Here is a 25,010-nt window from a genome sequence, read left to right on the forward strand (position 1 = left end):
GGCGAATTTCATGCAACAATCGTTACATTGTTCCGACGCCGTGTTGCCATCCCCAATGACACAACCCCCCGCGCTGCCGCAGACGCTCGAGCAGCTCAACGCGCTGCTGCGCGAGCGTTACCCTCAGTTAAGTCCGCAGTTCCAGGCGGGCGCGCGTTTTCTGCTCGACCATCCGCAGCAGGTGCCCATCAGTTCGATGCGGGCCATCGCGTCGCAAGCCGGCGTGCAGCCTGCCACGTTCGTGCGGCTCGCCCAGCATCTCGGTTTCGAGGGCTGGCACGGTCTGCGCGAGCTGTTCCTCGAATCGATCCGGCTGGGGCCCCAGCCTTACGCGAGCCGCGCGCGGCAAGTCATCCGCGAGGGCGACGCGGCGCGCATGGTGCCGGAGATGTTTCGCGTGCAGCACAATAACCTCGATCTGACCGAGGTGGGCGCGGGCGCATCGCTGAGCGCCGCCGTCGATCTGCTGGCGGGAGCGGGCACCGTCCACGTGGCCGGCTTCCGGGCGTGCTTCCCGATCGCGTTCACGTTCCAGTACGTCTACCGGCTGTTCCGGCCGACGGTGCACCTGATTCGCGGCGAGGCAGGCACGCTCGAGATGGAGTTGCGAGCGCTGTCGGCGCGCGATGTGGTGGTGGTGATCAGCTTCGCGCCGTATTCCAACGAGGCGCTGATCGTCGCGCGCGCCGCGCGCGCGGCAGGAGCGCGCGTGCTCGCACTCACCGACTCCACCGTTTCGCCGCTCGCGCTCGACGCCGACGTGACGGTGCTTTTCTCGCACGACAGCCCATCGTTCTTCCCGTCCATCACGGCCGGCATTGCAGTGGTGGAAACGCTCGTCGAGATGCTGCTCGCCCGCAAGGGGCGCGGCGCCGTGCGCGCACTGGAACTGGCCGAAGACCAGTTGCACGGCACCGGAGCCTACGTAAGCCCCGGCAGCGGCGGCAACACCGGCAATGCTGGCAATGCCGCGGGCGGCAAGCGTCTCAAACCGGGCGCGTGACCGATGCCTGCGCGCGGCGCAGCGTGACCGCCAATGCGACGCTGCCCGCAGTCAGTGCGGCGGTAAACAGTGCGAGCGCGACCGGCATGCCGAAATGGTCGGCCAGCCAGCCGCTCGTGATCACGGGCACCGAGAATCCGAAGTACGCGAACAGGAAGTAGCCCGCCGCCGCCCGCGCGCGCAACGCCGGAGCAACGGCCGCGTTGACTGCCGCGAGGCCGCCCAGATAGGTGAAGCCGTAGCAGGCCGAACTGGCCACGGCAGCGCCCGCGAGCAAGGCCGGCAGGCTCGCGTGGATCACGCCCAGGGCCAGCACCGCGAACCCGAGCGGCACCAGCAGCAGTCCCGTGCGCACGGCGCGCACCGCGCTCATGCGCCGCGCCGCGGGCTGGAACGCGAGACCGGTCGATATCACGAAGAAGGTCGCGAAGCCCGCCCATGCCGCATGCCCGTGCGCGGCGAGCGCCGCGGGCACGACGCCGATGACCACGCCGACCGCCGCCCACGCCAGCAGGATCGCCACACCCAGCGGCGCCGTGCCCGGCGCGAGCACGGGCCAGCGCAGCCACGGCGCGCGGGAATTGCGGGCCGGGGCCGGCAGGGCGGCGACCGCGACCGCCGCCGCCAGCGCGAAGGGCAGATAGGCGGGCAAGCTCAGCGGCGGGAGCGCGCTCGGCGCCATGACCAGGCAGACGCCGGTCACCAGCGCGCCCATGCCGAAGCCCAGCGACGTGGACGCCGCCACCAGCGCCGCTGCGCGCGCGGCCGCGTCTTCGCGTTCACCGTACAACTCTGTCATGTAGGCGGTACCGCTGCCGGCGACCAGCCCGGTCGCCAGACCGTAGCAGGCGCGTGCGCCACCGAGCGCGACGAGAGTCGGCCAACGCAGCGTGAGCCACGTGCCCGCCGCACCCAGCACGAGCGCGACGGCCAGCGGCAATCGGCGTCCCACGCGGTCCGACAGCCCCGCGAGAAACAGCAACGCCGGCACGAGCGCGCCCACGTAGCACGCAAACGCCAGTGCCTGCGCGCCTGCGCCGTAGCCGCTCGCCGCCGCGTAGTGGGGCACCAGCGGCGCCTGCAGATTGACGGAGAACGTCACGAGGAAAAGCTGCAGCGCGAGCAACGGGATCGCCCATGGCGCGTGACGGCGCAAAGGCGCGGCGCTCTCGTCCATCGAGGACGATCGCGGGGGGTGCGGTAAGGAGCGGGGCATAGGGAACGCCGGGGAAAGTTCGAGGGCACGCGCGCGACGATGCGCGGCAAGAGCGAGAAAAAATACCGTCCGGCGGCTAGTATTGTCGGGGCACGAAGTCAGTGCAATTATTGAATTGTCCTGAGATCAATTTTCCGTTCATGGCCGCTCATGCCCGTTATCTCGAACACGTCGAACGTCTGACTGCTGCCATCGCGGCCGGCGAGCTCGCGTCCGGCGCTCGCTTGCCTCCGCAGCGCGAGTATGCCGACGCGCACGGGCTCGCCACGTCGACCGTGACCCGCGTGTATGCGGAGCTCGCGCGGCGCGGGCTGGCCGTGGGCGAAGTCGGCCGCGGCACCTTCGTGCGTTCGCCCGCCGTGGGCGCGGCCGCCGCATTCGCGCAATGGGCGCCGGCGCCGGGCGCCGTGGGTGGCGTCGATCTGGCGTTCAACTATCCGGTTTTGCCGGAACAGACGGACGTCTTCCGGCAAGCGTTGCGCGAGACGGCAGCCGGCGGCGATCTCAACGCGCTGCTCGCGCACGCGCCGCACGACGGGCATCCCGCCGACCGGCGCGCGGCCGCGCAGTGGCTCTCGCGCCGCGATGGCGCAGCGGTGTCGCCCGAGGCGCTGGTCGTCTGCGCCGGCGGCCAGCATGCCCTCGACGTCGTACAACTGGCGCTATGCCGCGCGGGCGAGCCGGTCGGCGTGGAAGCATTGACCTATCCCGGATGGAAGGCGCTGGCCGCGTTGCGCGACATCCCGCTCGTCGCGCTCGGCATGGCGCCCGGCGGGTCCGGAATCGATCCGTCGGCGCTCGACAGGCTGTGTCGCACTCACGCCGGTCGTCTGCGCGTGGTCTATACCATGCCCACGCTGCACAACCCGCTGGGCGATGTCATGCCGCTCGAACAGCGGCAGGCGCTGGTGGCCGTGGCGCGACGTCACGATCTGCTTCTGGTGGAAGACAGCGCATACGGCTTTCTGGTGGCCGACGCTCCGCCGCCATTGCGCACGCTCGCGCCGGAGCGCACGTTCGAGGTGTGCAGTCTGTCGAAGCCCGCCGCGCCGGGGCTGCGTATCGCCTATCTGATTGCGCCGCCCGACTTCGCGCCGCGCGTGCATGCCGCGATGCGCGCGAGCGTGTGGAGCGCCGCGCCGCTCATGGCGCAACTGGCGTCGCGCTGGCTGGGCGACGGCACGCTCGACGGCTGGATCGCGCGCAAGCGCGAGATGGCCGCGCGGCGCCAGGCCATTGCAAGGGTTTGCCTCGACGGTCTCGGCTCGACCGGCTACGCAGGCGCGTTTCATCGTCTGTTGCCGGTGCCCGCGCACGTGCGGTGCGACGATGTCGTGGCCGCGCTGCACGCACGCGGCATTGCGATCACGCCGGTCGATGCATTCGCCGCTCCTGGGCAGGCGGCGCCGGCCGCGCTTCGCATTGCGTTCGGCTCGCCGGCATCCGACGCCGCACTGGAAGCCGCCTTGCGGCAGGTCGCCGAAGTGATGCGTTCGCTCGCGCAAGCGCGCTGAGGTGACGCCGTCGCCCGTTTCTTTTATGATCGACGTGCTCCCTGCGGCGGCCGCGCCCGAGGCACCTCGTTCGCGTCGTGTGCCCCGTGCGTCGCGATACCGCGCAGGCTTCGTCCCTCGTCGACAATCTCAAGGACTCCGAATGTCGCAAATCCGCTCGTCACGTGCCCGCTCGATCGTGCTTGGCACGGCGCTCGTCATTGGCGCCAGTGTCGCCGCGCCGGCGTTCGCCGCCTCCAACCTGACTTTCATGAGCAATTCTCCACTCGCGTATCTGCGCAAAGCCGATAACGAAGCGCTCGCCAAGGCCGCCAATGAGGCGTTGTCGAAGAAGGAGGACAACGAGTCCCTCACGTGGGACAGCAAATCGACCCACAATCCGGTCGCCATCACGGCAAAGCTGACGCCGACCAATACGCACAAGACCGACGACAAGACCTGCCGCGATCTGATCGTGCTGCTCAATGCGAAGGGTCAGGAAGTCGAGCTCAAGCTGCCCGCGTGCAAAAAGGGCGACAACGGCCGCTGGGAACTGCAAAAGCGCGCCGCGCCGTAATTCCGAGCACCGGCTCGCACCGAATCAGGCATGAAAAAACGCCGGTCCCGAGACTTCGGACCGGCGTCTTTCGTGGTGCGGCCAGCACGCAGGCATCGGCAGGCGGCGCCGCCGGCGGACGGCTCAGGCCGCCGTCGTCTTCCTGTGCGCCTTGTTGTGCGTCCTGGCGCCCTCCACATCGGGCAGGAAAATCGTCACGATGCCGAGCAGCGGCAAATACGCGCACACGTGGTAGACGAAATCGATGCTCGTCGTATCCGCAAGTTCGCCCAGCACCGCGGCGCCCACGCCGCCCATGCCGAACGCGAAGCCGAAGAACAGTCCCGAGACCGTGCCGACCTTGCCGGGGATCAGCTCCTGCGCATAGACGAGAATCGCCGAGAACGCCGAGGCCAGCACCAGCCCGATCACGACGGTGAGCACGCCCGTCCAGAACAGGTTCGCGTAGGGCAGCATCAGCGTGAAGGGCGCCGCGCCGAGAATCGAGCCCCAGATCACAGACTTGCGACCGATCTTGTCGCCTAGCGGGCCGCCGATCATCGTGCCGGCAGCCACGGCGAACAGGAACACGAACAGATGTATCTGCGCGCTCTGCACCGATACGTGGAACTTGCTGATCAGATAGAACGTGAAATAGCTGCTGATGCTCGCGAGATAGAAGTACTTCGAAAAGATCAACACCAGCAGAATGCCGATGGCGAACATCACCTTGCCACGCGACAGATGCGCCGTGCCGCCGCGGCGCGCGGCCGGCTTGCCGTGGCTCGCCGCACGCTGCACCGCGTACCAACGGCTCACCTGGAACAGCACGAAAATCGCAACGAGGGCTGCCACCGAGAACCACGCCACGCTGCCCCGGCCGTGCGGCACGATGACGAGTGCAGCGAGCAACGGCCCGAGCGACGAGCCGACGTTGCCGCCGACCTGGAAGAACGACTGGGCCATGCCGTGACGGCCGCCCGACGCCATGCGGGCCACGCGCGACGATTCCGGATGGAACACCGACGATCCCATGCCGACGAGCGCCGCGGCCACGAGCAGGACGCCGAAGTTCGGCGCCACGGCGAGCAGCAGCAGGCCCACCAGCGTGAAACCCATGCCCACCGGCAGCGAATACGGCTTCGGGTGCTTGTCGGTGTAGAGGCCGACCACGGGCTGGAGCAGCGATGCGGTGATCTGATACGTCAACGTGATCAGGCCCACCTGGCCGAAGCTCAGGTCAAAACCGGCCTTGAGCAGCGGATAGATGGCAAGGATCAACGACTGAATCATGTCGTTGAGCAGGTGAGAAAAGCTGATCGCCGACAGCACGCGAAATGCCGCGCCCTGGGCGGCCGGCGTGGGGGCGCCGGAAAGGGTGGATGCAGTTTGACTCGACATGGAATGGACAGACTGACGTCAATGGCTTTGGAAAATGCGGACTTCCTGGCGGAGTTCGTGCAGATATGCAGAAAACTTGGGATTTATCCCAATTTTTGCCAGAAATTGAATAAGTGAAGTGTAGAGCATGCGTAAATCGCTGTTGCGCCAAGTTTTGTCGCGATTCCGCCATCCCCGGTTGCGCCGTTCCGGGGTCCGCGCAACGCGGTCTTCGGTAAATCCATCAGCGACTGGCAGTTCCCCCTGGCCCCGTCATTTCCTCGGATCGTCCCCGTCTCCTGCGGGTTTATCGGGCGTTGGACGCTGTCGGGGATTCGTGTAGAGTCAATTGACGAGTTGTGCCGTGCAACACGAAGCACACGCCAGGGCCCACTCATTCCATGGTTGGCAGCAGAACATGATTCAACACTCCAGAGTCGTGCAGTGGCTGGTGACCGGGCTTGTCGTGGCGGTCACGCTCGTCGTCGTCCTTTTTCTGGGCTGGTTGCGCATCTACCACATGTCGCAGTCGATCCTGCGCGACGAAGCCGAGCGCCAACGCGACGCGCTCGAACGGATCGTCTCGCAGGCCGAGAGCACGCTGCAGGGCGCGACCCCATGGGTCGGCCGCGCATGCAACGAGGTCGGCAGCTCGCTCCAGGCCGCCGGCACGCTCAGTCCCTACTTCCGTTCCATCTGGCTCGTCTCGCGCGGCCAGCTCTATTGCTCGTCGGTCATTCGCACCCACGAGGCCATCAACATGCCGCTGCCCGCCGACCTCGTGCCCATGCTCACGGGCACGCGCACGCTGCTCGTGGGCGGGACGCCCTATGTCAGCGATTCGCCGGCGCTGGCGATCTACGTGCCGACGTCGGCCACCGACGGCGTGCTCGGCTTCGTCGACGGGGTGTACCTCACCGAGACGCTGCACAGCGTAAAGAGCAGCGATCTCGCATGGACGGCAATGTCCGTGGGCAACGTCGCCCTCACGTCGGAAGGCCCCCGCCTCGAGTCGGCGGGCGTCGCCACGCGCGGCGCGCAGGTCACGCTCGCGTCGGAGCATTTCGTGACGTCGCTCGCCGGCAGCCCGTCGCTCATGCGATCGCTCGCCGCCAATCAGGCGCCGATCTTCCTGGCGTTCGGCAGCGTGGTCGCGTGCCTGCTAGGGATCATGACGTTCCGCCATCTCGGGCCTGCGCAGTTCATGCGGCGGCAGATCGCGCACGGCATCCGGCGTAACGAATTCAAGGTGTATTACCAGCCCGTGATGGAGCTCGCCACCGGCCGTTGCGCAGGCTGCGAAGCGCTCGTGCGCTGGCACCATCCGGTCGCGGGCCTCGTTCGTCCGGACGCCTTCATCCCGATCGCCGAAGGCAACGGGCTCATCATCGAGCTCACGCGCGCGTTGCTGCGCCAGATCCGCAACGACGTCTCGAAAGGCGCCTTGCCGACCGGCTTCCACATCGGCATCAACCTGGCCGAAAGGCACTTGCGCGACACCACGATCGTCAACGATATCGAGCGCTACTACGGCTCGCTCAACGACACCTATCCGCTCGTCGCCGAGATCACCGAGCGTTACGTGATCCGCGACACGGCCGCGGCGCGCAACGTGATGGCCGAACTCCAGCGGCGCGGCATCGAAACCGCGCTCGACGACTTCGGCGCCGAGAACAATTCCATCGGCTACCTCAAGCGCTACGACTTCAATTACCTGAAGATCGACAAGGAATTCCTGCCCGTGACCGCGGACGACGTCGTCACGCGCAACATCTGCGACTCGATCATCCATCTGGCCGAGCGCCTCGAGATGACCATCGTGGCCGAGGGCGTGGAAAACGAAATGCAGGCGGCGTACCTGCGCGAGCGCAACGTGGCCTATGCGCAGGGGTATCTGTTCGCACGCCCGATCGCATTCGACGAACTCGTGCAGTTCGCCATCGCGCACGCCGGCACGGGCCTTGCCGCCGGCAAGTCGCCGCCCTCGGCCTCGGTCACGTCGATCTCCGCGAGGACGCCGCGTCTGGCGGGCTGAGCGCCCTCCGGTCGCCGGCCGTCCCCCGCGCCTTCCGAACCTCTCGGGCCTTCCGGCCCCCGTGCGGGCAGCGGTCGCGGACGAACGCCACCGCCCGGCGAAGGCCGCCGGGCGGTGGCGTGCGAGGCCAGGTTTGGACTAGAAGACCAGTTGCGGCAGATGGTTGCGTGGCGCGGGCATGGCGGCCGCCCGCGTACTGTCTCGCATTTCGGCACGCAGCAACCACAAGCGTTGCGCGACGAAGCGCCTGAAGCGCATTTCACCGGCGGAAAAAGAAATCTGCATCTGATGTCGCTTGCCGTTGGGCAGCGTGCGAACCAGACGATAGTATCGGGCCCCGTCAACCGTTTCCTTGATATTCCTGACGCGCATCATTTCACCCCGTTTCTGTTGTGTCAGGTGAGTGGGCACTTCGGTAAACGTCGCATTCCCGGTTGCACGCGAGACTGAAACGTCCGTCCGATGCGGCATTACCGGCACTGGGGGGGCATGCGGCAAATTGAATGTAGAGGAGAAACGTCCCCCATTCGTCCCCCACCGTGACGCCCGAAGCGCGCTTCGTTGGTGCGCCGCAACACTTTCCGATCCGGCCTCGTGCGGCGATACGCTCCGGGCGACGCACTGACCGGCAAACCGCACGATCGTCCGAACGGTTTGCCAGCCCTTTCGGATGCGACGACCTGCTGTATTGAAACGATAAAAACGTTATGGTTTCCGAACCTTCCTCAACGCCGGATGATGTTTTACACAACGAAATGACCGACAACTTGCAAGTGAGCGGCTCGCTCTGGCTGCATCGGGGCAACGCGTCGCTGGGCGGGCAGGCGCGTATCGCGCTGCTCGAGCACATTGCCGCGCAGGGTTCGATTACGGCGGCGGCACGGGCGGCCGGCATGAGCTACAAGGCCGCCTGGGACGCGGTAGATGCCATGAATCAGCTCGCCGGCGAGCCGCTCGTGGAGCGCAGCACGGGCGGGCGCGGCGGCGGCGGCACCCGGCTCACCGCGCGCGGCGCGAAGCTGGTCGCCGCGTTCCGTGCCGTCGAAGCGGCACAGCAACAATTCCTCGCCCGCGTGGCCGGCGACCTGGAGCCGTTCGGCGAGCAATGGCCGCTCATTTCGCGACTCGCCCTTCAGACGAGCGCACGCAACCAGCTGCACGGCACGATCTCCGGCATCCGGTCGTGCGGCGTGAACGACGAGGTAACGCTTGCACTGCCTGGCGGCGAGACGATTACCGCGTCGCTCACCCATCACAGCACGCAGACGCTCGGCCTGGCGGTGGGCGGCGAAGCGTTCGCGCTCGTCAAGGCGCCGTGGATCGACGTGGCGCGCGACGCCGATCTCGCGGGATTGCCCGCGGCAAACCGTCTGGCGGGCACGATCGACGCGATCACCGACGAGGGGGGTCAGGCCGAGATCCTCCTCGCCTTGCCCGGCGGCAGCCGGCTCGCCGCGGTCGTGCCGCACGAGACGGTGAGCGCGCGGGGCCTGGCCCCCGGAGCCGACGCCACGGCCGCATTCGCGGCCGCCAGTGTGATCATCGGGGTGCTGGCCTGACGCGAGCGCATCAGGCCGGGCGGAAGGTCACGACGCCGGGTTCTCGCAAACCGGCGTGAGCGTCTGCGCGTCGCGGCGATCCAGTCGCAGGCTCAGCACTGCCACGCCAACGCCGGCCAGCGGCACGAGCGCCGCCACCCACGGCACGGCCGTCAGGCCCGGGCCGTGTTCGATGACGAAGCCGCCGAGCCACGCACCGATCGCGTTGCCGAGATTGAACGCGGCAATATTGAAGCTCGACGCGAGGCTCTCGCCGGCGCCCGACGCCTTCTCCATTACCCACAGCTGCAGCGGCGCGACGGTCGCGAAGGCGGCCGCGCCGAGCAGCGCCACGAAGACGATGGCGAGCCAGTGCGAGTGCAGGGCGAACGTCATCAGGCCGAGTACGACGGACAGGGTGAGCAGGCTGCCGAGCACCGTCGGCACCACGCGCCGATCGGCCAGCTTGCCGCCGAGCAGGTTGCCGACGACCAGACCGCCGCCGAAGATCAGCAGGATCGGCGAGACGGCGCCTTCGGAGAAACCCGTCACTTCCGTGAGCAGCGGCGCGATGTAGGTGAATACGCCGAACACGCCCACCCAGCCAAGCACGGTGGTCAGGAGACCGAGCAGCACAGGACGGCGGGCCAGCGCACGCAGGTCGGCACGCCAGTCGCCGGCGTCCTTGGGCGCGGCGATCTTCGGCACGAACCACGCAATCACGAGGAACGCAAGCGCGCCGATGAGCGTGACGGCCCAGAAGCTCGCGCGCCAGCCGAAGTGCTGGCCGAGCCACGTGCCGAACGGCACCCCCAGAATGTTGGCCACGGTCAGGCCGGTAAACATCACGGCGATGGCCGAGGCGCGGCGTTCGCGCGACACGAGGCCGGTCGCCACGACCGAGCCGACGCCGAAGAACGTGCCGTGCGCGAACGACGTCAGCACACGCGCAGCCATGAGCGCCGCGTAGTTCGGCGCGAGCGCACATGCCGCGTTGCCGATGGTGAAGATGGCCATGAGCACGAGCAGCACGGTCTTGCGCGGCCAGCGGGCGGTGGCGGTCGTCATGAGCGGGGCGCCGACGACGACACCGAGCGCGTAACCGGAGATCAGCAGGCCCGCCGCCGCGATCGACACGCCGAAATCGGCGCCGACGTTGAGCAGCAGACCCATGATGACGAATTCCGTCACGCCGATGCCGAAGGCACCGGCGGTCAGGGCGTAAAGGGCGATGGGCACGGAAAAACTCCTGTCTGATGTTGGGAACGGTTCACGCCCGCCGGGTGACGGCGGCCGACCGATGAGCGGAATATAGACGTCCTCGCATTGATGAAATAGACTGCGCGAAGGAAAATCATTTGTGACTCAACGTCACAGGATCGCGCGCAATCAGTCACTGCAAGGGTCGAGGGCACAGCCGATGGGTCGACAGGACGTCAATCGCTCGGGCGATATGGAAGTGTTCACGCGCGTCGTGGAGCTGGGCGGCTTCTCGGCGGCGGCGCGGGCACTGCACATGACGCCGTCCGCCGTGAGCAAGCTGATTGCGCGGCTCGAGGCGCGCCTGGGCACCCGGCTCTTCAATCGTTCCACGCGCCGTCTGCAGCTCACGCCCGAGGGGACGGCCTTTCACGAGCGGGCGGTGCTCGTGCTGGCCGACATCGAGGCGGCCGAGCGCGAGGCGGCGGCAGGCGCCGTGCCGCGCGGGCTGCTGCGTGTCAATTCGAGCGTGCCGATCGGCACGCACTATCTGCTGCCGGTCATCCCCGCATTTCTCGCGCAATATCCGGAGATCCGGCTCGATCTCACACTGACCGACACCGTCGTCGACCTGCTCGAACAACGTGCCGACGTCGCGGTACGCGCCGGTCCGCTGCGCGACTCGCGGCTGGTGGCCCGCAAGCTCGGCGAGAGCCGCGTGCACGTGGTGGCCTCGCCCGAGTATCTGGCGCGCAACGGCCCGTTGCGCACGCCGGCCGACCTGATCCACCACAACGTGATGGCGTTCAATTTCGACCGCCAGGTGCAGGGCTGGCCTTTTCTCGACGGCGCCGGCGGCGTCACGCACTACCCGCAGATCGGCAACATGGTCGTGAGCAACGGCGAGATGATGCGCCAGCTGGCCGTCGAAGGGCTGGGACTCGCCCGCCATTCGCGCTATCACGTCGACGCCGACTTGCGCGCCGGACGGCTCGTCACCGTGCTCGAGGACTACAATCCGGGCGATCTCGAGCCGGTGCACGCCGTCTACATCGGACAGGGCGGACACTTGCCCGCCCGTGTACGGGCGTTCCTCGACTTTCTCGTCGCCAACATTCGTCTGCCCTGACCCCACGCTGAACCGCGGCGCGCGGCTCAGCGTCGATGCGACCACACGAAAAGCGGCCACGCCAGCGCGGCGCACATCAGGCCGCCGGCCCACACCAGTCCCCAACCGCCGAGCGCGAGCAGCAGCGGAATCGACAGCGGCGTGAGGAACATCGTGAGAAATACGCCGGTGTTGCCAATGCCCAGCGCCGTGCCCGCGCGTGAAGCGCCCGCCATCGTCGCCAATTCGGTAAACGCCACGCCGTGCCAAGCCGACGCGATCACACCGCCCGCGGCGAGCAGCGCGATCATCGCCGGCGTGCCGTGCGCCAGCCATTCAGGATGGTGCCCCAGCCACGCGACGAGCACGGCCAGCGCGGCAAAGACCGCGCCCACGGCAATCGTGCACGCACGAAGGTACTGAGGACGGTTGCGGCGCTTGTCCGTATAGCGTCCGCTCCACACGCGCGTGATGGCGGCCCCGCCCTGCACCACGCCGAGCGCGAGCGAGATCGTGGCCACGTCGACATGCGCAAAGTCGTGCAGAAACACCGTGCCGAAGGTGAGCACCGCCACCTGCGGCATCGCCAGCACGGCCATGCCGAGGGCAGTGCCGAGCAGCTTGCGGTCGCGCAGCGGCGAATAGCCCGAGGCCGCGCACCCATGCGCGTCGCGCCGCGTCTCATGCGGCGCCTCGGGCGGCTCGCGCAACCACAACCACGCCATGAAGGCCGCCGCGAAACAGGCGGCCGCGAGCCCGCCGTACACCGCGCCGAAGCCCAGATGCAGCGCGACTCCCGGCAGCAGCAATGCGCCGATGCCGCCCCCGAGCGGCACGGCGCACTGGCGCACGCTCATGGCCAGCCCCCGCTCGTTGTCGTGAAACCAGCGCATGACGGCGCGTCCGCTCGATCCGTTCACGCTGCCGCCCAGCACGCCGACGGCAAGCATGCCGGCCGCAAGCATCGGCATCGACGGCACGTAGTGCGGCGCAGGCGCGCCCCACAGACCGAGTGCGACGAGCGCTGCCGCGCTCGCCAGCAAGCCGGCGAGCAGCACGCGCCGGTCGCCCCAGCGATCGGTGAGCATGCCCCAGGGCAGTTCCGAGACGGCAATGCCCAGGCCGATCATGCCGAGCACGATGCCGAGATCCGCGTTCGCCAGCGCGTAGGCCGCGCGCATCTGGACGGCCGTCGCGGGAATGCCGCCCAGCGCGGCGGCGAAACTGGCATTGGCCGCCACCCCAACGCCAAGCACTTTCCAGCGATGACTGCGGTCAAGGACGGGGGAGGTCGCCGTGACGACGGCAGACGGGACGGTCGCGGTGCAGGAGAGTCGTTCGCTCATGAGTGACACGGTGCGCGGGCGCGCGGCGCAATAAGGAGGATCGGGGGCGCCGCGACACCGTCAGCGGACAGGTCCGACGCCATGCTTGCGCATCGTACCGATGGACAATCCATCGGAAAAGCGGGAAAATTCGATGCCTTATATCGTGTTTTCCGGATTAATGCCGTTCGGCCGCCCGGCCACCCGCCCGCTCGCGCGGCGCATCCTCTGAGACTCGCCATGACCGTTCGCGCGTTCGACCTCACACAGTTGCGTACCTTCATCGCCATCCACGACGCCGGCAGCATTTCGGCGGCGGCAGAGCAGATCTTTCTGTCGCAATCGACGGTAAGCGAACAACTCAAGAAGCTGGAGGAACGCGCCGGACAGCCGCTGCTCGTGCGCTCGCGCAAAGGGATGCGCGCCACGCCGGCCGGGACACGTCTGCTCGCTTACGCGCGTCAGATTGCGGCGTTGTCAGAAGCCGCATTCGAGGACCTGCAAGGCGTGCTGCTCGACGGCGAGTTGCGCATCGCCATTACCGATTACTACCGTCCGCACGACGTGGGCCGCGTGCTCAAGCGCTTCACGAGTCTGTATCCGCGCCTGCGCCTGCACGTGAGTGCCATGCAAAGCGCCCAGATCGAGCGCACCGCGCTCACCGGCGAGCATTTCGATGTGGGATTGGCGTTGCGGCTGATGAACGGAGATGTCGGCAAGGGCGCAAAAGCGCTCGGCTACCGCACGCCCGGCACGCTGGTGCGCCGCGAGCGCCTCGTGTGGGCGATGTCGTCGACGCTGGCCGAACCGATCGGCGAACCGTTGCCGCTGGTCACGCTGCCGCCGTCATGCGCGCTGCAAAGCCTGGTGCTCGCCGTGCTGGAAAAACACAAGGTGCCGTACCGCGTTTCGCACTCTGCCGCCGGCGTGGCCGGCATGCAACTGGCGCTCGGCGCGGGCCTCGGCATCTCGTGTCTGAACGAGTCGGCGCTTACGCCGGATCTCGTGGTGTGTCCGCCCTCGCTCGGGCTGCCGCCGCTGCCGCGTGCCGAATTCCATTTGCTGCCCGGACGCGCCGACGAGACCGAACTCATCCGCCACGCGCGCAATGCGCTGCTGCGGCTCTTTGCGTGATACCTTTGCCCCCTCGACCCCCTCGTCCCGTTTTTGCCCGCATTTTGCGGTTGCCGCCATGCCGGAAGCCTCACCGATTCGTCTGAATTTCAACACCCGCCGCGCGCTGCTCTTCGCGCTCACGGCCGAGCGTCTGTCGGCGTATTACGAACACGGCCAGTGGATGACGGACAAGCAGGGGGCGACGCTCGCGCAGATGTGGCTATCGCGTTCCCGGCTGCAATTGCCGCTGGAGGAGCGCCGCCTGCTGTCGTCGTTGAGCGACGACTTCGCGCGTGAGCTCGCCGGCGCGCTGTCGCGCGAAGCCGGCCTCTACACGGCACATGAAATGATGGAGTCGCTCGACGCGGACTACGCGTATGCGTCAGTCGTGGCGCAGGACTTGCTGGAGGATTGCACGCGTCGTCTCGTCGAAGCCGGCATCACGGAATAAGACGAAGCGCGCTGTTTCAGGCGACGGCGCCGCGCTCCTGCACGAGCACCCAGGGCGCGACGACGACCGCCCACAATTCGGGCTTACGCGCGGTGAAATCGCTCGCCTGTTCGGCCTGCATGCGTTGCACCATGCCGGACGAGAGCCATTGCGAGACGGCAGCCGTGTCGTCGTTGGCCACGGCCTCGGCCACCGATACCAGATCCACGCCGGGCGCCACGTGCAGCAGCACGCCGCGCGCAAAGAACGATTCCAGATCCTTCCAGTCGATCCTGGCGGTCTCGCCGAGCAGCCGCAAATAGACGTCGCTCGCGCCCGTCGGCGCGGCATGGGGGACGTTCGGGACTTCCGGGACTTCCGGGACCTCCGCGGCTTTCGGGACTCCAGAGGTTTCAGGCGCTTGGGGAGGCTGGGCGGGCTTGCGCGAATTCATGGCGAGGCGGGCTCCGGGCGGAACAGACCGGCGGGCGGCTGGCATCCGGCAGCGGCAGATAACGAAAACCGCATTGTAATGCGCCCCAGCGTGCGCGACGGTGGTAGCATCGGAACCCCGCGCATGACGGCGGTGTCGCAGTGACATGGCGCCGCGCCCGCGCGGTGGTCAACGTTTTACCGAGGAACCGCATGTCCAAACAAAAAACCGATCCCAAGCTGGAACAAGCCCTGACGCGCGGCGACCTCGCCATGCGTCAGATCAACTCCGCACGTGCGACGGCGCTACTGCGCGCGCTTGGCGAGATGATCGTGGCAGCCTCGGCGACGATCGGCGTCGAAGCGGTGGTAGACGTGCCGAACGGCGACAAGGTCTACGATCCGGAAGACGGCGTATGGCCGCAGTCGCTGGTGCTGTCCTTCGACGGCCCGATCGAGGAAGCCGACGAAGAGGAACTGCGTACCGTGCAGCTGATCGCCGACCGGTACCCCGAGACGTTCCGCGTGGAGTGGCATCGCGCCGATGGCAAGATGGGCCGCCACGAGGCGCGTCCGCTCGCGATGGTCGCCTTCCTGACCGACGTCGAAGTGCCCTGGCTCGACGACGACGCCTGATCGCCGCCACCGCCGCCGCCACTCACGACAGCGGCTGCGCAGCGCGCCGCCTGCCGTCAACATTGTCCGACCGCCGCCCGTGGTTCACGCCCGGGCGGCGGCGTCGTTTTACGGCGACGCCGACGCGTCTACTGTGGTCGAATGGCGATCAGGCGTCCTGCCATGTTGCAGCCCGCCCCTGCAATGCCCGCAACGCCGAGAGACTCGCTGAAGACGGCGAATCCGAACAATGTCGCGAATAGCGGATCGCCGGTTTCGATGGAACACGCTGCCGAACCCGAACCGCCGGACGAGTCGCGGCCAGCGAGGCGCAAGCTTCGACGTTTGCACGTGAAGCTCGTGATTCGCCACACAGTACGACAGCACCAGCGGAAATGCGACGAAGCACTTCCAGAACGCTATCGACCCGGGCGTTGCGCCTGCTTCGAGGCCAATGCGCGTGAAGACGCCGATCGTCCCGTTCGGAAGCGGCGCCGCCAGCACGTACTAGAGGGACGCGAGCGCGAAAGTGCTGCCCGTCGCGATCCTGTCGATGACGCCGCCCTGCTTGAAGTGAAGCACGTCGAACTCGCCGAGCACCGTGGCGTTCTCCCCCTGGACGTGCAGCGCGGTGCCCTCCGGAAGACCGACCACGGACTCGCCCGGATGGATGGCGAGATACTCGGCCAGGCGTTCCTCGCGCGATTCGCCGTTGTGACCGGCCGGCTTGCCGCCGATGAAGTGCGGATTGACCTGGAACGGGATCAGGCCGAGCGCCTTGAACGTGGGCGGCTCCACGATGGGCATGTCGTTGGTGGTGCGAATCGTCGGGCACGCGACGTTCGAACCGGCGCTCCAGCCGATGTACGGCACGCCGGCGCTCACGCGCTCGCGAATCAGGTCCACGATGCCCGCATCGTACATGCGCTCGAGTAGGGCAAACGTGTTGCCGCCGCCCACGGCGATGGCTTGCGCCCGCTCCACGGCCGCTCGCGGATCGCGATGGCGATGGATCGACTCGAGCTCATATCCGAGACGCTCGAACACCGGCTTCACACGCGCCTCGTAGTCGTCGTAGCTGAAGGTGATGCCGCCGGCGTAGGGCACGAACAGCACCCGGCCCGCGCGTGCCCTGAGCACGGCGTGGAGTTGGTCGTCGGCGTGCTCCATGTAGGCGAGGTTGCCCTTGCGGGAACTGCTCATCATCAGTATTTGTTTCACGATTCATGCCTCCTCGGCAGGCGCTTTTCCGGGGTGTCCGGGATGTTGGCTCACGCATGGGTCGTCATGCAACCGCATAGCGTAACCCGTGCGCCCGTGCCAACGAGCATCGTCAAAATTCTCCGGACCTCTCGTGGGCCGCCCTTCGCCATCTCTCGACGCCATTTCTCACAAGATGAAACGCCGTACCGAATGCTGCAATTGCACACGGAAAAATGGCCGGCAGGCGCGGAGCCTTGCGGGGTGGACGTCATACGCAAACCCTTATGCCACCTATAACCCGGGGGCGTGTCGCGACTCGAAATCCCGGGTTTTCGAGCGCCGCCAGAAGGATTACACTCAGAGTCTTATATAAGACTGCCCCTTATCGTCAGTCGTACTGCCGGCGTGACCCGCATCGGGACCCGGGCCTGCGGCGAATCGGCGGACGAAGTCGCGTCAACCTGGTTTTCAAACTCGAGTACAGCATCATGACTTCCACTTCCCTGCGTGGCGGCCTGACGGTCGCAGACAATCTGATCGCGTTCATCGAAAAGGAAGCCCTGCCGGGCACCGGCGTCGATGTCGACGCGTTCTGGCGCGGTTTCGACGCCATCGTCCACGACCTCGCCCCGAAGAACCGCGCCTTGCTCGCCGAGCGCGACCGTCTGCAGGCCGAACTCGACGCCTGGCACCGCGCCAACCCGGGCCCGATCACCGACGCGCCCGCCTATCGGGCCTTCCTGGAAAAGATCGGCTACCTGCTGCCCGCTCCGGCCGAAGTGAAGGCCACCACGGCCAATGTCGATTACGAAATCGCCGAGCAGGCCGGCCCGCAACTCGTCGTGCCGCTCTCGAACGCGCGCTATGCGCTCAACGCCGCCAACGCGCGCTGGGGCAGCCTGTACGACGCGCTCTATGGCACGGACGCCATTCCCGAAACCAACGGCGCCGAGAAGGGCACCGGCTACAACCCGAAGCGCGGCGAACTCGTGATCGCCTTCGCGCGCGGCTTCCTCGACCAGGCGGCGCCGCTTGCGCAGGGCTCGCACAAGGATGCCACCGGCTATCGCGTGGAAGGCGGCAAGCTCGTCGTCACCACCAGGGGCGGCCAGACCGGGCTCGCCACGCCGGCGCAGTTCATCGGCCATCAGGGCGACGCGGCGTCGCCGGTGGCCGTGCTGCTCAAGCACAACGGTCTGCACTTCGAGATCCAGTTCGACGCGAACCATCCGATCGGCAAGACGGACGCCGCCCATGTCAAGGACGTGCTCGTCGAAGCAGCCGTCACGACCATCATCGACTGTGAAGACTCGGTCGCCGCCGTGGACGCCGATGACAAGGTCGAGCTCTACCGCAACTGGCTCGGCCTGATGCAAGGCACGCTCACGGAAGAGGTGAGCAAGGGCGGCAAGACGTTCACGCGTCGCCTGAACGCCGATCGCGAGTACACCGGCGCCGACGGCAAGCCCGTGAAGCTGCATGGCCGCTCGCTGCTGTTCATCCGCAACGTGGGTCACCTGATGACCAACCCGGCGGTCCTCGATCGCGAGGGCCGCGAAATTCCGGAAGGCATTCTCGACGGCGTGGTGACGGTGCTCGCGGCGCTGCACGACCGCAAGCTGCGACTGAACTCGCGCACCGGCTCGATCTACATCGTCAAGCCAAAGATGCACGGCCCGGCCGAGGTCGCGTTCGCCGACGAGCTGTTTGCCCGCATCGAGGACCTCTACGCGCTGCCGCGCAACACGCTCAAGATGGGCATCATGGACGAAGAGCGCCGCACGTCGGTGAACCTCTCGGCCTGTATCGCGGCCGCCGCCGCGCGCGTGGCGTTCATCAACACCGGCTTCCTCGATCGCACGGGCGACGAAATGCACACCGCGATGGAAGCGGGCCCGATGATGCGCAAGGGCGACATGAAGTCCTCGGCGTGGATCGCCGCGTATGAGAAGAGCAACGTGCTCGTGGGCCTGGCCGCGGGTCTGCGCGGCCGCGCCCAGATCGGCAAGGGCATGTGGGCCATGCCGGACCTGATGCACGCCATGCTCGAGCAGAAGATCGCGCATCCGAAGGCGGGGGCGAACACCGCATGGGTGCCGTCGCCGACCGCGGCCACGCTGCACGCGCTGCACTATCACATGGTGGACGTGCAGGCCGTGCAGCAGGCACTCGAGCAAATCGACTACGCGAAAGAGCGCGACGCCCTTCTCACTGGTCTGCTGAGCGTGCCGGTGGTAGCCAAGGCCGAGTGGAGCGCCGAGGAGATCCGCAAGGAGATCGAAAACAATGCGCAGGGCATCCTGGGCTACGTGGTGCGCTGGATCGACCAGGGCGTGGGTTGCTCGAAGGTGCCGGACATCAACGACGTTGGCCTGATGGAAGACCGCGCCACGCTGCGCATCTCGAGCCAGCACCTGGCGAACTGGCTGCGCCATGGCGTGATCACGCGCGAACAGGTCGAACAGACGCTAAAGCGCATGGCGGTTGTGGTCGACAAGCAGAACGCCGGCGACAAGGCCTATCGTCCGATGGCGCCGAACTTCGACGACTCGCTGGCCTTCCGGGCGGCAAGCGCGCTGGTGTTCGAAGGGCTCACGCAGCCCAACGGCTACACCGAGCCGCTGCTGCACAAGTACCGCCTGGAGCTGAAGGCAAAGCAACGCGGGTAAGCATCGCCTCGAGGGCGGCGGCATCGCGCGCGACGATGCCGCCGGTCCGTCTGCCCGTCGGCACGTCGGCCGATGCGGCCCTTATCATCGGGCGCCCGACGGGGTAACCTGTCGGGCGTCCTCGTTTCTTCAGGAGCCGGTCGCGCATGGACCCCGCCATCGCCCTGCAACGCGCCGAACGGCGCGCCCTGTCCTTTCTTCTCGTGGCGCTGGTCGTTTTCATTGCCACGCTGTTCATGCCCCCGCACTTCGTCACCGGCTGGATCCGCGCCGCCGCCGAAGCCGCGATGGTGGGCGGGCTCGCCGACTGGTTCGCGGTCGAGGCGCTTTTCCGCCGTATTCCGATTCCGGGCCTCTCACGGCACACCAACATCCTCATCCGCAAAAAGGATGCGTTGGGCGACGGCCTCGCGCGCTTCGTGCGCGAGAAATTTCTCGATACCCCCTCGGTCGTGCGCCTGATCCGGCAGCAGAACCCGGCCGACGCGGTATCGCACTGGCTGGGCTCCTACGAAAACACGCGTCAGTTGAGCGCCGTGATGGTGAAGGTCGCCGCCGGCGTGCTCGACGTGATGGACGAGCGCAACGTGCAGGCCTTCATACGGCGCGCCCTCGACACGATGATCGACCGGCTCGACATGTCGCGCTCTGCCGCGGCCATCCTCGACACGCTCACGCGCGACGGCCGCCATCAGGCGCTTCTCGACGAAGCGCTCGATTACCTCGTCGCGCTGCTCAACGAGCCGGACACGCGCGAGTTCATTTCGGCGCGCATCGTCGAATGGCTCAAGACCGATCATCCGAGAAAGGAGAAGGTGCTGCCATCGGAGTGGATCGGCGACAAGGGCGCGGAGATGATTTCGGCAGCGCTCATGCGCCTGCTCGCGCAAATGGAGGCGGACGAGTCGCATCAACTGCGTCAGGCCTTCGATCGCGCGGTGGCGGGCCTGATCGATCGTCTGAAGCATGACGCCGAACTGCAGTCGAGGCTCGACGCGTTCAAGGCGCAGCTCAAGGGCGACACGGCGCTCAACGCATACGTGGGCGGCCTGTGGAACGAGTGGCGCGGTTGGGTGAAGCGCGACCTCGCGCAAAAGGATTCGGTGATCGGCGCGAAAATCACCGGCGCGGCAGCGTGGATCGGACAGGAACTCGCACGCAGCGAATCGCTGCGCCGGGCGCTCGACGCGCAACTGCTCGATGCCGCCGAGCGCATGGCGCCCGGCTTCGCCGACTTCGTGACGGAACACATCCGCGCCACCGTGCACGGCTGGAACGCCGAACATCTGTCTCGGCAAATCCGGCTGAGCGTCGGCCAGGACCTGCAGTACATCCGCATCAACGGCACCCTCGTCGGCGGACTGATCGGCGCGGTGCTCTATCTCATCGCGCAGGCGCCGGAGCTGTACGCGCGCTGACCGACGGGCGAGACGTCGAAAGTTTGAGCCCCTTGTGAAAAAACCGCCGGCCTCGAAAGGCCGGCGGCTTCGCGTCGCGGGCTGGCGCCGCGGCTTCGACTCACGAACGGCTGTCCCGGTCGAGCAGGGCGCGCTCGCTCAGTTGGGCGCGCACGTCCGCACGCGTCAGCGCGTTGGCCGGCACGGCCTTTTGCGCTTGCGAGGCAGCGATCAGCGGCGTGCCGGTCTCGACCTGGTTCAGTTGGCCGGCCGCGGCGGCCTGCGCCAGTTCGCTGCGCACTTCGGCACGAGTCAACTGGCTGGCCTGGACCTGGATGTCGGGGGTGTTGTCGTTGTAACGAGCGTCGGCGAATGCAGAGGCCGACACGAACGAGGCAGCAGCGACAACAGCAGCAAGGATACGGGTGTTCATGGTGATACTCCTGTCAATGGTTGTGTACTTTCGTGGTCAGCTAGCGTTCGGGGCACCTGCCGCGTTTTTGCTGGGTCGCGGTGTCCGTCGCGTTGGCATGGATGAATCCTAGGGAAAACCCGTGGTTTTTTCGCAACCGATCGTCTACAAAACGCGACCGATCGTCCGATTCGAAAAAACTATTGAAAATCAGGCGTTTAACGCCGTTGAAACGGGCATATGGCAGGTCAATGGCGGGGTTCGGGCGCGAAATCGACCGCAAACGCCGCTGCGCGCAACAGCTTGTTTGATCGGACGGGGTTTGTTGCACAGAGCGTCAGCAGTAGAGTGACATCGTGAAGTCCCCCGTCGTCATGGCTCGCAGGGTGCGCCGCACCGCGGCGACGACGGCAACAAAGACAGGAGCAAGACAATGGCCGCCCTCGGTTCTTTCCTTTTGCTGGCGAGCGCTTCGGTGCTCACGGCCTCGTATCTGCGCAGCCGTGCCGCCCGCTCGCGCCGTCAGGAAGCCCGCGTAACGCGCCGCTGAGCCCGACGGCGAGGCGGCGGCTCGTTCAGACCACGAAACGGCGCTATCGCCGTCATCGGCAAGTCATTATTTCGTTTTCAGCAATGCGCCCTTCTCCGAGCGCGCATTTTTCTCCTTGTTTCGCCGGCGTAGATTGGCAGCAATGACGACGCCCATGGTGGACGTCTCGCCAGACAGGAGAAACGAACATGAAGCAAGCGCTGATCGCCTCGGCCTTCGCCGCCGCCTTGTTGAGCACGGGCGCCGTGACCGCCGCCGAAAACACGCAACCCGCCCCCGCGCCGCAGCAGGCTCAGCAAACGCAGCCCCGGCAGCCGGCGCAGGCCCAGCCGGGCCCGGTGGCGGCACCGCAGACCACCACGGTCGCCCCGGTCTACGAAGTCCCGGGCCGCGTGAACCGCGCCGGCTCGATCTACTTCGGCCAATGAGCGTCGGCGGCAACATCCGGCGCCGCCGGTTCTGACGCGGCGCAAAAAGAACGGCAAGCCGGGGAGCCATCCGCCGGCCTGCCGTGTTCCCGCGGCCCGGGACCCTTCACCTCCGTCCTCTTCCCGTTCTCTTTCCCCGTTCTCTTCCCCCGTCCGCTCGACCCCCTTCGTCGATCGCCTCCCTCAGTAGGTCCGCTTCATCGCCGCCGCGCACGCCGCGGACAGGCATCCCACCGCCAACACATACACCGCAATCCACCACGGCTTGCCGCCGCCGTATTCGAGCAGCGTCGCGGCCACCAGCGGCGTGATCGAGCTCGAGACGATGCCCGAGACCTGGTACACCACCGAAATACCCGTGTACCGCACGCGCGTGTCGAAAAGCTCGCAGAACATCGACGCCTCCGGCCCGTACACGAACGCGTAGATCACGCCGAGCGGCACGATCACCGCAAGCGATACGGCCCAGATGTTCGATGCGTAGTGCATTACCGCGAGCGCCGGCACCGAGGCCACGCCGCAGGCGAGCGCCCCCCAGCCGAACACGCGGCGACGGCCCGCGCGATCGGAGAGCTTCGACGCATAGGGAATGGCCGCCACGAGCACCAGCGCGGCGAGCGTGACGGCCACGAGAATCGGCGTTTTCGGGAAATGCAGCGTGCCCACGAGATACGAGATCGCGAACACGGCATAGACGTTGAACACCACGCCGTCGATGTAGCGCGCACCCCAGCCCAGCAGTACGTTGCGCCGATAGTCGCGCGCGATCTCCGAGAGCGGCACGTGCGCCACGCGCTGACTGTCCCTGATACGGGCGAACTCCGGCGTCTCCAGCACCCGCAGCCGGATGAACATGCCGACGGCCACGAGCAACAGGCTGAGCATGAACGCCACGCGCCATCCCCACGACATGAACTGGGCATCAGTCAGGGTCGACGAGAGCAGGGCGACGACGCCCGTCGACAGGCACAGTCCGACCGCCAGCCCGATCTGCGGGTACGCCGCGAACTGCCCGCGCCTGTCGCGCGGTGCGTACTCGAACGCCATGAGCACCGCGCCGCCCCATTCGCCGCCCAGACCGATGCCCTGCAACAGACGCAGGAACAGCAGGATCAGGGGCGCCGCGATGCCAATGCTCTGGTACGTCGGCACCAGGCCGATCAGGAACGTGGACACGCCCATGATAGTGAGCGTGACGATGAGCAAGGGCTTGCGCCCGAGCCGGTCGCCGAAGTGGCCGAACAGAATGCCGCCGAGCGGCCGGGTCGCGAAGCCCACGGCGTAGACGGTGTAAGCGAGCGCCGTGGCCACGAATGCGTCGCCGCTCGGAAAGAAAAGCTTGTTGAAAACGAGTCCTGTGACGGTGCCGTACAGGAAGAAGTCGTACCACTCGACGGTCGTACCGATCAGGCTGGCAAGCGCGACCGTGCGCACCGCTTTTTCGGCGGACGCCGCATCGCTGCCGCTCACGCCGGAGAGAACCTGTTCCATTGCGCCTCCTGTTGATGCGCCGCGCCGTGGCGGCGCGCTGCGACGCACGGTCTGCGCCGGGCGTCTGTCTCCTGTGATGTCTCGATGCCGCGCCGCTGGCGCGCGGCGGTTCTTCTTGATGATGGGTGATGCTGGAGCTGCGGGGACTGCTGGTAAGGCTCGAAACCACGCATGCACGACCGTGGACCGCCGGGCCGGGGCAGCCGTCGATCGGTCAGGCCGCTGCGCCGATGAAGTTGCGCCCGCGCGGGCCGTCCAGCGCGGCGGCGATCATGGCGCTCGACTCGGGTTCGCTCACGCCATACGCCGCGAACTCCGTCGCGACGCCCAGGCCGTTCAGAAACGCGGTGAGCCGCGCCGGCGCACTGGCGATATCGCCGTCGAACACTTGCGCGAGCACGGCGTCGCGGTCCGGGCGGCGTCCGATGGCCAGCCGCATCACGGCAGGCAGCGTGAACGAACAGGCAATGCCGTGCGGCAGCCCGTGACGGATCGTCATGTCGTAGGAAATCGAGTGCGCGAGCGCGGTCTTCGTGTTCGAGAACGCCAGTCCCGCCTGCAACGCGGCGAGCGCGGCGCGGCTGCGCAGCGCCTCGTCGTCGAGCGCCGCCATGAGTTGCGGCAGCACGTGCATCATGTCGCGCGCCGCCGCCACGGCGAACGTGTCGGAGATCGGATTGGCGTTGACGTTCCAGATCGCTTCGAGCGCATGCGAGAGCGCGTCGAGCCCGCTTTGCAACGTGATGGCGCCCGGCAGCGAGCGTGTGAGCCGCGGGTCGACGATCGCCGCTTCCGGCCACGTCTGCGGCAGATGCAGCGAGTACTTCCTGCGCTTCACATGGCGGTCCCACAGCGTGGCCCACGGCGTGACTTCGCTGCCCGTGCCGGCCGTCGTGGGGATGGTAATCAGACGCTTGGTGCGCGTGGGGCGGAAGCTGCCGCCGGCCTCGCGCGCCTCGAGCGCATCGACGAGCGTGCCGAAGCGCTCGTCATCTCCGGCGACCATCAGCAGCTTGGCCGTGTCGAGCGCGCTGCCGCCACCCAGCGCCACGATCACTTCGCAATGCGCGTACTCGCGCCAGAACTGGCCGTACATGGGTGCGAGTTCGCGCACGTCCGGGTTCGGGCTCACCTGATCGATCACCCCGGCCAGACGTCGCCCGAGCAACGCCTCGACCTGTCCGGTCATACCGAGCGCGCGCGCTTCCGGCATGGTGACGAGTACCGCGCGGCGTTCGCCGACGAGCGCGGGCAAATGCGCGAGCGCTCCTGCGCCGAAATGAACGTCGACCGGATTGTGAAAGCGTGAGCGTGCAGTCATGGCGTGGGCGGTGCCGCCGCGCGTGGGCGCCGGCAGCCGATCGAGGAAGATTGAGCTGGATTATGGTGAGCGACGACCTATACTTCCAATTC

General features: G+C 67.1%; 22 protein-coding genes. 12 read left to right on the forward strand and 10 right to left on the reverse strand.

Annotation, left to right across the window (positions count from 1 at the left end; all coding sequences use genetic code 11):
• Positions 1-55: 55 nt before the first annotated feature.
• Entirely contained in the window at positions 56-1,003 is a 948-nt protein-coding gene (locus CDN36_RS08840; RefSeq protein ID WP_287496519.1) for a MurR/RpiR family transcriptional regulator, read from the forward strand.
• Here the strand turns inward: CDN36_RS08840 and CDN36_RS08845 are convergent.
• A complete protein-coding gene (locus CDN36_RS08845; RefSeq protein WP_287496520.1) occupies positions 987-2,180 on the reverse strand; it encodes an MFS transporter in 1,194 nt (397 codons plus the stop codon). The genes CDN36_RS08840 and CDN36_RS08845 overlap by 17 nt on opposite strands.
• 179 nt (positions 2,181-2,359) lie before the next feature.
• Here CDN36_RS08845 and CDN36_RS08850 point away from each other — a divergent pair, with 179 nt between their 5' ends.
• Together CDN36_RS08850 and CDN36_RS08855 are read left to right on the forward strand one after the other, a co-directional pair.
• Positions 2,360-3,733: an aminotransferase-like domain-containing protein gene (locus CDN36_RS08850; RefSeq protein ID WP_150555403.1), complete on the forward strand. Its 1,374-nt coding sequence runs from the start codon at positions 2,360-2,362 to the stop codon at positions 3,731-3,733.
• A 142-nt stretch (positions 3,734-3,875) separates the two neighbouring features.
• Positions 3,876-4,289, forward strand: a complete 414-nt coding sequence (locus CDN36_RS08855; protein ID WP_287496521.1) for a hypothetical protein — start codon at positions 3,876-3,878, stop codon at positions 4,287-4,289.
• A 123-nt stretch (positions 4,290-4,412) separates the two neighbouring features.
• Here CDN36_RS08855 and CDN36_RS08860 read toward each other — a convergent pair whose 3' ends face one another.
• Complete coding sequence (locus CDN36_RS08860) at positions 4,413-5,669, reverse strand: MFS transporter (protein WP_287496522.1); 1,257 nt, start codon at positions 5,667-5,669, stop codon at positions 4,413-4,415.
• Between the two features lie 397 nt (positions 5,670-6,066).
• On the opposite strand from CDN36_RS08860, the gene CDN36_RS08865 reads away from it, so the two are divergent.
• A complete protein-coding gene (locus tag CDN36_RS08865; RefSeq protein WP_287496523.1) occupies positions 6,067-7,683 on the forward strand; it encodes an EAL domain-containing protein in 1,617 nt (538 codons plus the stop codon).
• Positions 7,684-7,821: 138 nt separating this feature from the next.
• On the opposite strand, the gene CDN36_RS08870 is transcribed toward CDN36_RS08865, so the two are convergent.
• Positions 7,822-8,094: a hypothetical protein gene (locus CDN36_RS08870; RefSeq protein WP_150555407.1), complete on the reverse strand. Its 273-nt coding sequence runs from the start codon at positions 8,092-8,094 to the stop codon at positions 7,822-7,824.
• A 296-nt stretch (positions 8,095-8,390) separates the two neighbouring features.
• Here CDN36_RS08870 and CDN36_RS08875 point away from each other — a divergent pair, with 296 nt between their 5' ends.
• A complete protein-coding gene (locus CDN36_RS08875; protein WP_150555408.1) occupies positions 8,391-9,242 on the forward strand; it encodes a TOBE domain-containing protein in 852 nt (283 codons plus the stop codon).
• 27 nt (positions 9,243-9,269) lie between these two features.
• Here the strand turns inward: CDN36_RS08875 and CDN36_RS08880 are convergent, their stop codons facing one another.
• Positions 9,270-10,460 carry an MFS transporter gene (locus tag CDN36_RS08880; protein WP_287496524.1) on the reverse strand — a complete coding sequence of 397 codons (1,191 nt, stop codon included), beginning with the start codon at positions 10,458-10,460 and terminating at the stop codon, positions 9,270-9,272.
• 181 nt (positions 10,461-10,641) lie between these two features.
• Here CDN36_RS08880 and CDN36_RS08885 point away from each other — a divergent pair, with 181 nt between their 5' ends.
• Positions 10,642-11,550, forward strand: coding sequence for a LysR family transcriptional regulator (locus CDN36_RS08885; RefSeq protein WP_287496525.1), 909 nt, complete (start codon positions 10,642-10,644; stop codon positions 11,548-11,550).
• 26 nt (positions 11,551-11,576) lie between these two features.
• Here the strand turns inward: CDN36_RS08885 and CDN36_RS08890 are convergent, their stop codons facing one another.
• Positions 11,577-12,875: an MFS transporter gene (locus tag CDN36_RS08890; RefSeq protein ID WP_287496526.1), complete on the reverse strand. Its 1,299-nt coding sequence runs from the start codon at positions 12,873-12,875 to the stop codon at positions 11,577-11,579.
• Between the two features lie 219 nt (positions 12,876-13,094).
• Here CDN36_RS08890 and CDN36_RS08895 point away from each other — a divergent pair, with 219 nt between their 5' ends.
• Together CDN36_RS08895 and CDN36_RS08900 are read left to right on the forward strand one after the other, a co-directional pair.
• Complete coding sequence (locus CDN36_RS08895) at positions 13,095-13,988, forward strand: LysR family transcriptional regulator (RefSeq protein ID WP_150555412.1); 894 nt, start codon at positions 13,095-13,097, stop codon at positions 13,986-13,988.
• 58 nt (positions 13,989-14,046) lie between these two features.
• A complete protein-coding gene (locus CDN36_RS08900; protein WP_150555413.1) occupies positions 14,047-14,421 on the forward strand; it encodes a hypothetical protein in 375 nt (124 codons plus the stop codon).
• Positions 14,422-14,437: 16 nt separating this feature from the next.
• Here the strand turns inward: CDN36_RS08900 and CDN36_RS08905 are convergent, their stop codons facing one another.
• Complete coding sequence (locus CDN36_RS08905) at positions 14,438-14,719, reverse strand: DUF2288 domain-containing protein (protein WP_241014042.1); 282 nt, start codon at positions 14,717-14,719, stop codon at positions 14,438-14,440.
• A 326-nt stretch (positions 14,720-15,045) separates the two neighbouring features.
• Here CDN36_RS08905 and CDN36_RS08910 point away from each other — a divergent pair, with 326 nt between their 5' ends.
• Positions 15,046-15,468, forward strand: coding sequence for a hypothetical protein (locus CDN36_RS08910; protein ID WP_150555415.1), 423 nt, complete (start codon positions 15,046-15,048; stop codon positions 15,466-15,468).
• A gap of 486 nt (positions 15,469-15,954) precedes the next feature.
• Here CDN36_RS08910 and pepE read toward each other — a convergent pair whose 3' ends face one another.
• Positions 15,955-16,671 carry a dipeptidase PepE gene (pepE, locus tag CDN36_RS08915; RefSeq protein ID WP_287496557.1) on the reverse strand — a complete coding sequence of 239 codons (717 nt, stop codon included), beginning with the start codon at positions 16,669-16,671 and terminating at the stop codon, positions 15,955-15,957.
• Between the two features lie 467 nt (positions 16,672-17,138).
• Between pepE and CDN36_RS08920 the strand changes: the two genes are divergently transcribed.
• Both CDN36_RS08920 and CDN36_RS08925 read left to right on the forward strand, forming a co-directional pair.
• The gene (locus tag CDN36_RS08920) at positions 17,139-19,319 is read left to right on the forward strand and encodes a malate synthase G (protein ID WP_287496527.1); all 2,181 of its coding nucleotides are present in this window, start codon (positions 17,139-17,141) and stop codon (positions 19,317-19,319) included.
• A gap of 146 nt (positions 19,320-19,465) precedes the next feature.
• Positions 19,466-20,737: a DUF445 domain-containing protein gene (locus tag CDN36_RS08925; RefSeq protein WP_287496528.1), complete on the forward strand. Its 1,272-nt coding sequence runs from the start codon at positions 19,466-19,468 to the stop codon at positions 20,735-20,737.
• A 100-nt stretch (positions 20,738-20,837) separates the two neighbouring features.
• Here CDN36_RS08925 and CDN36_RS08930 read toward each other — a convergent pair whose 3' ends face one another.
• A complete protein-coding gene (locus tag CDN36_RS08930) occupies positions 20,838-21,149 on the reverse strand; it encodes a DUF4148 domain-containing protein (protein ID WP_150555419.1) in 312 nt (103 codons plus the stop codon).
• 717 nt (positions 21,150-21,866) lie between these two features.
• Between CDN36_RS08930 and CDN36_RS08935 the strand changes: the two genes are divergently transcribed.
• The gene (locus tag CDN36_RS08935) at positions 21,867-22,106 is read left to right on the forward strand and encodes a hypothetical protein (RefSeq protein WP_287496529.1); all 240 of its coding nucleotides are present in this window, start codon (positions 21,867-21,869) and stop codon (positions 22,104-22,106) included.
• Positions 22,107-22,289: 183 nt separating this feature from the next.
• Here CDN36_RS08935 and CDN36_RS08940 read toward each other — a convergent pair whose 3' ends face one another.
• Both CDN36_RS08940 and psrA read right to left on the reverse strand, forming a co-directional pair.
• The gene (locus CDN36_RS08940; protein WP_150555422.1) at positions 22,290-23,597 is read right to left on the reverse strand and encodes an MFS transporter; all 1,308 of its coding nucleotides are present in this window, start codon (positions 23,595-23,597) and stop codon (positions 22,290-22,292) included.
• Positions 23,598-23,811: 214 nt separating this feature from the next.
• Positions 23,812-24,918 carry an iron-containing alcohol dehydrogenase PsrA gene (gene psrA / locus CDN36_RS08945; RefSeq protein WP_287496530.1) on the reverse strand — a complete coding sequence of 369 codons (1,107 nt, stop codon included), beginning with the start codon at positions 24,916-24,918 and terminating at the stop codon, positions 23,812-23,814.
• Positions 24,919-25,010 lie beyond the last annotated feature (92 nt).

Source organism: Pandoraea sp. CB10b_02 (assembly GCF_002216225.1).
In the GTDB taxonomy this organism is placed as follows: domain Bacteria; phylum Pseudomonadota; class Gammaproteobacteria; order Burkholderiales; family Burkholderiaceae; genus Pandoraea; species Pandoraea nosoerga.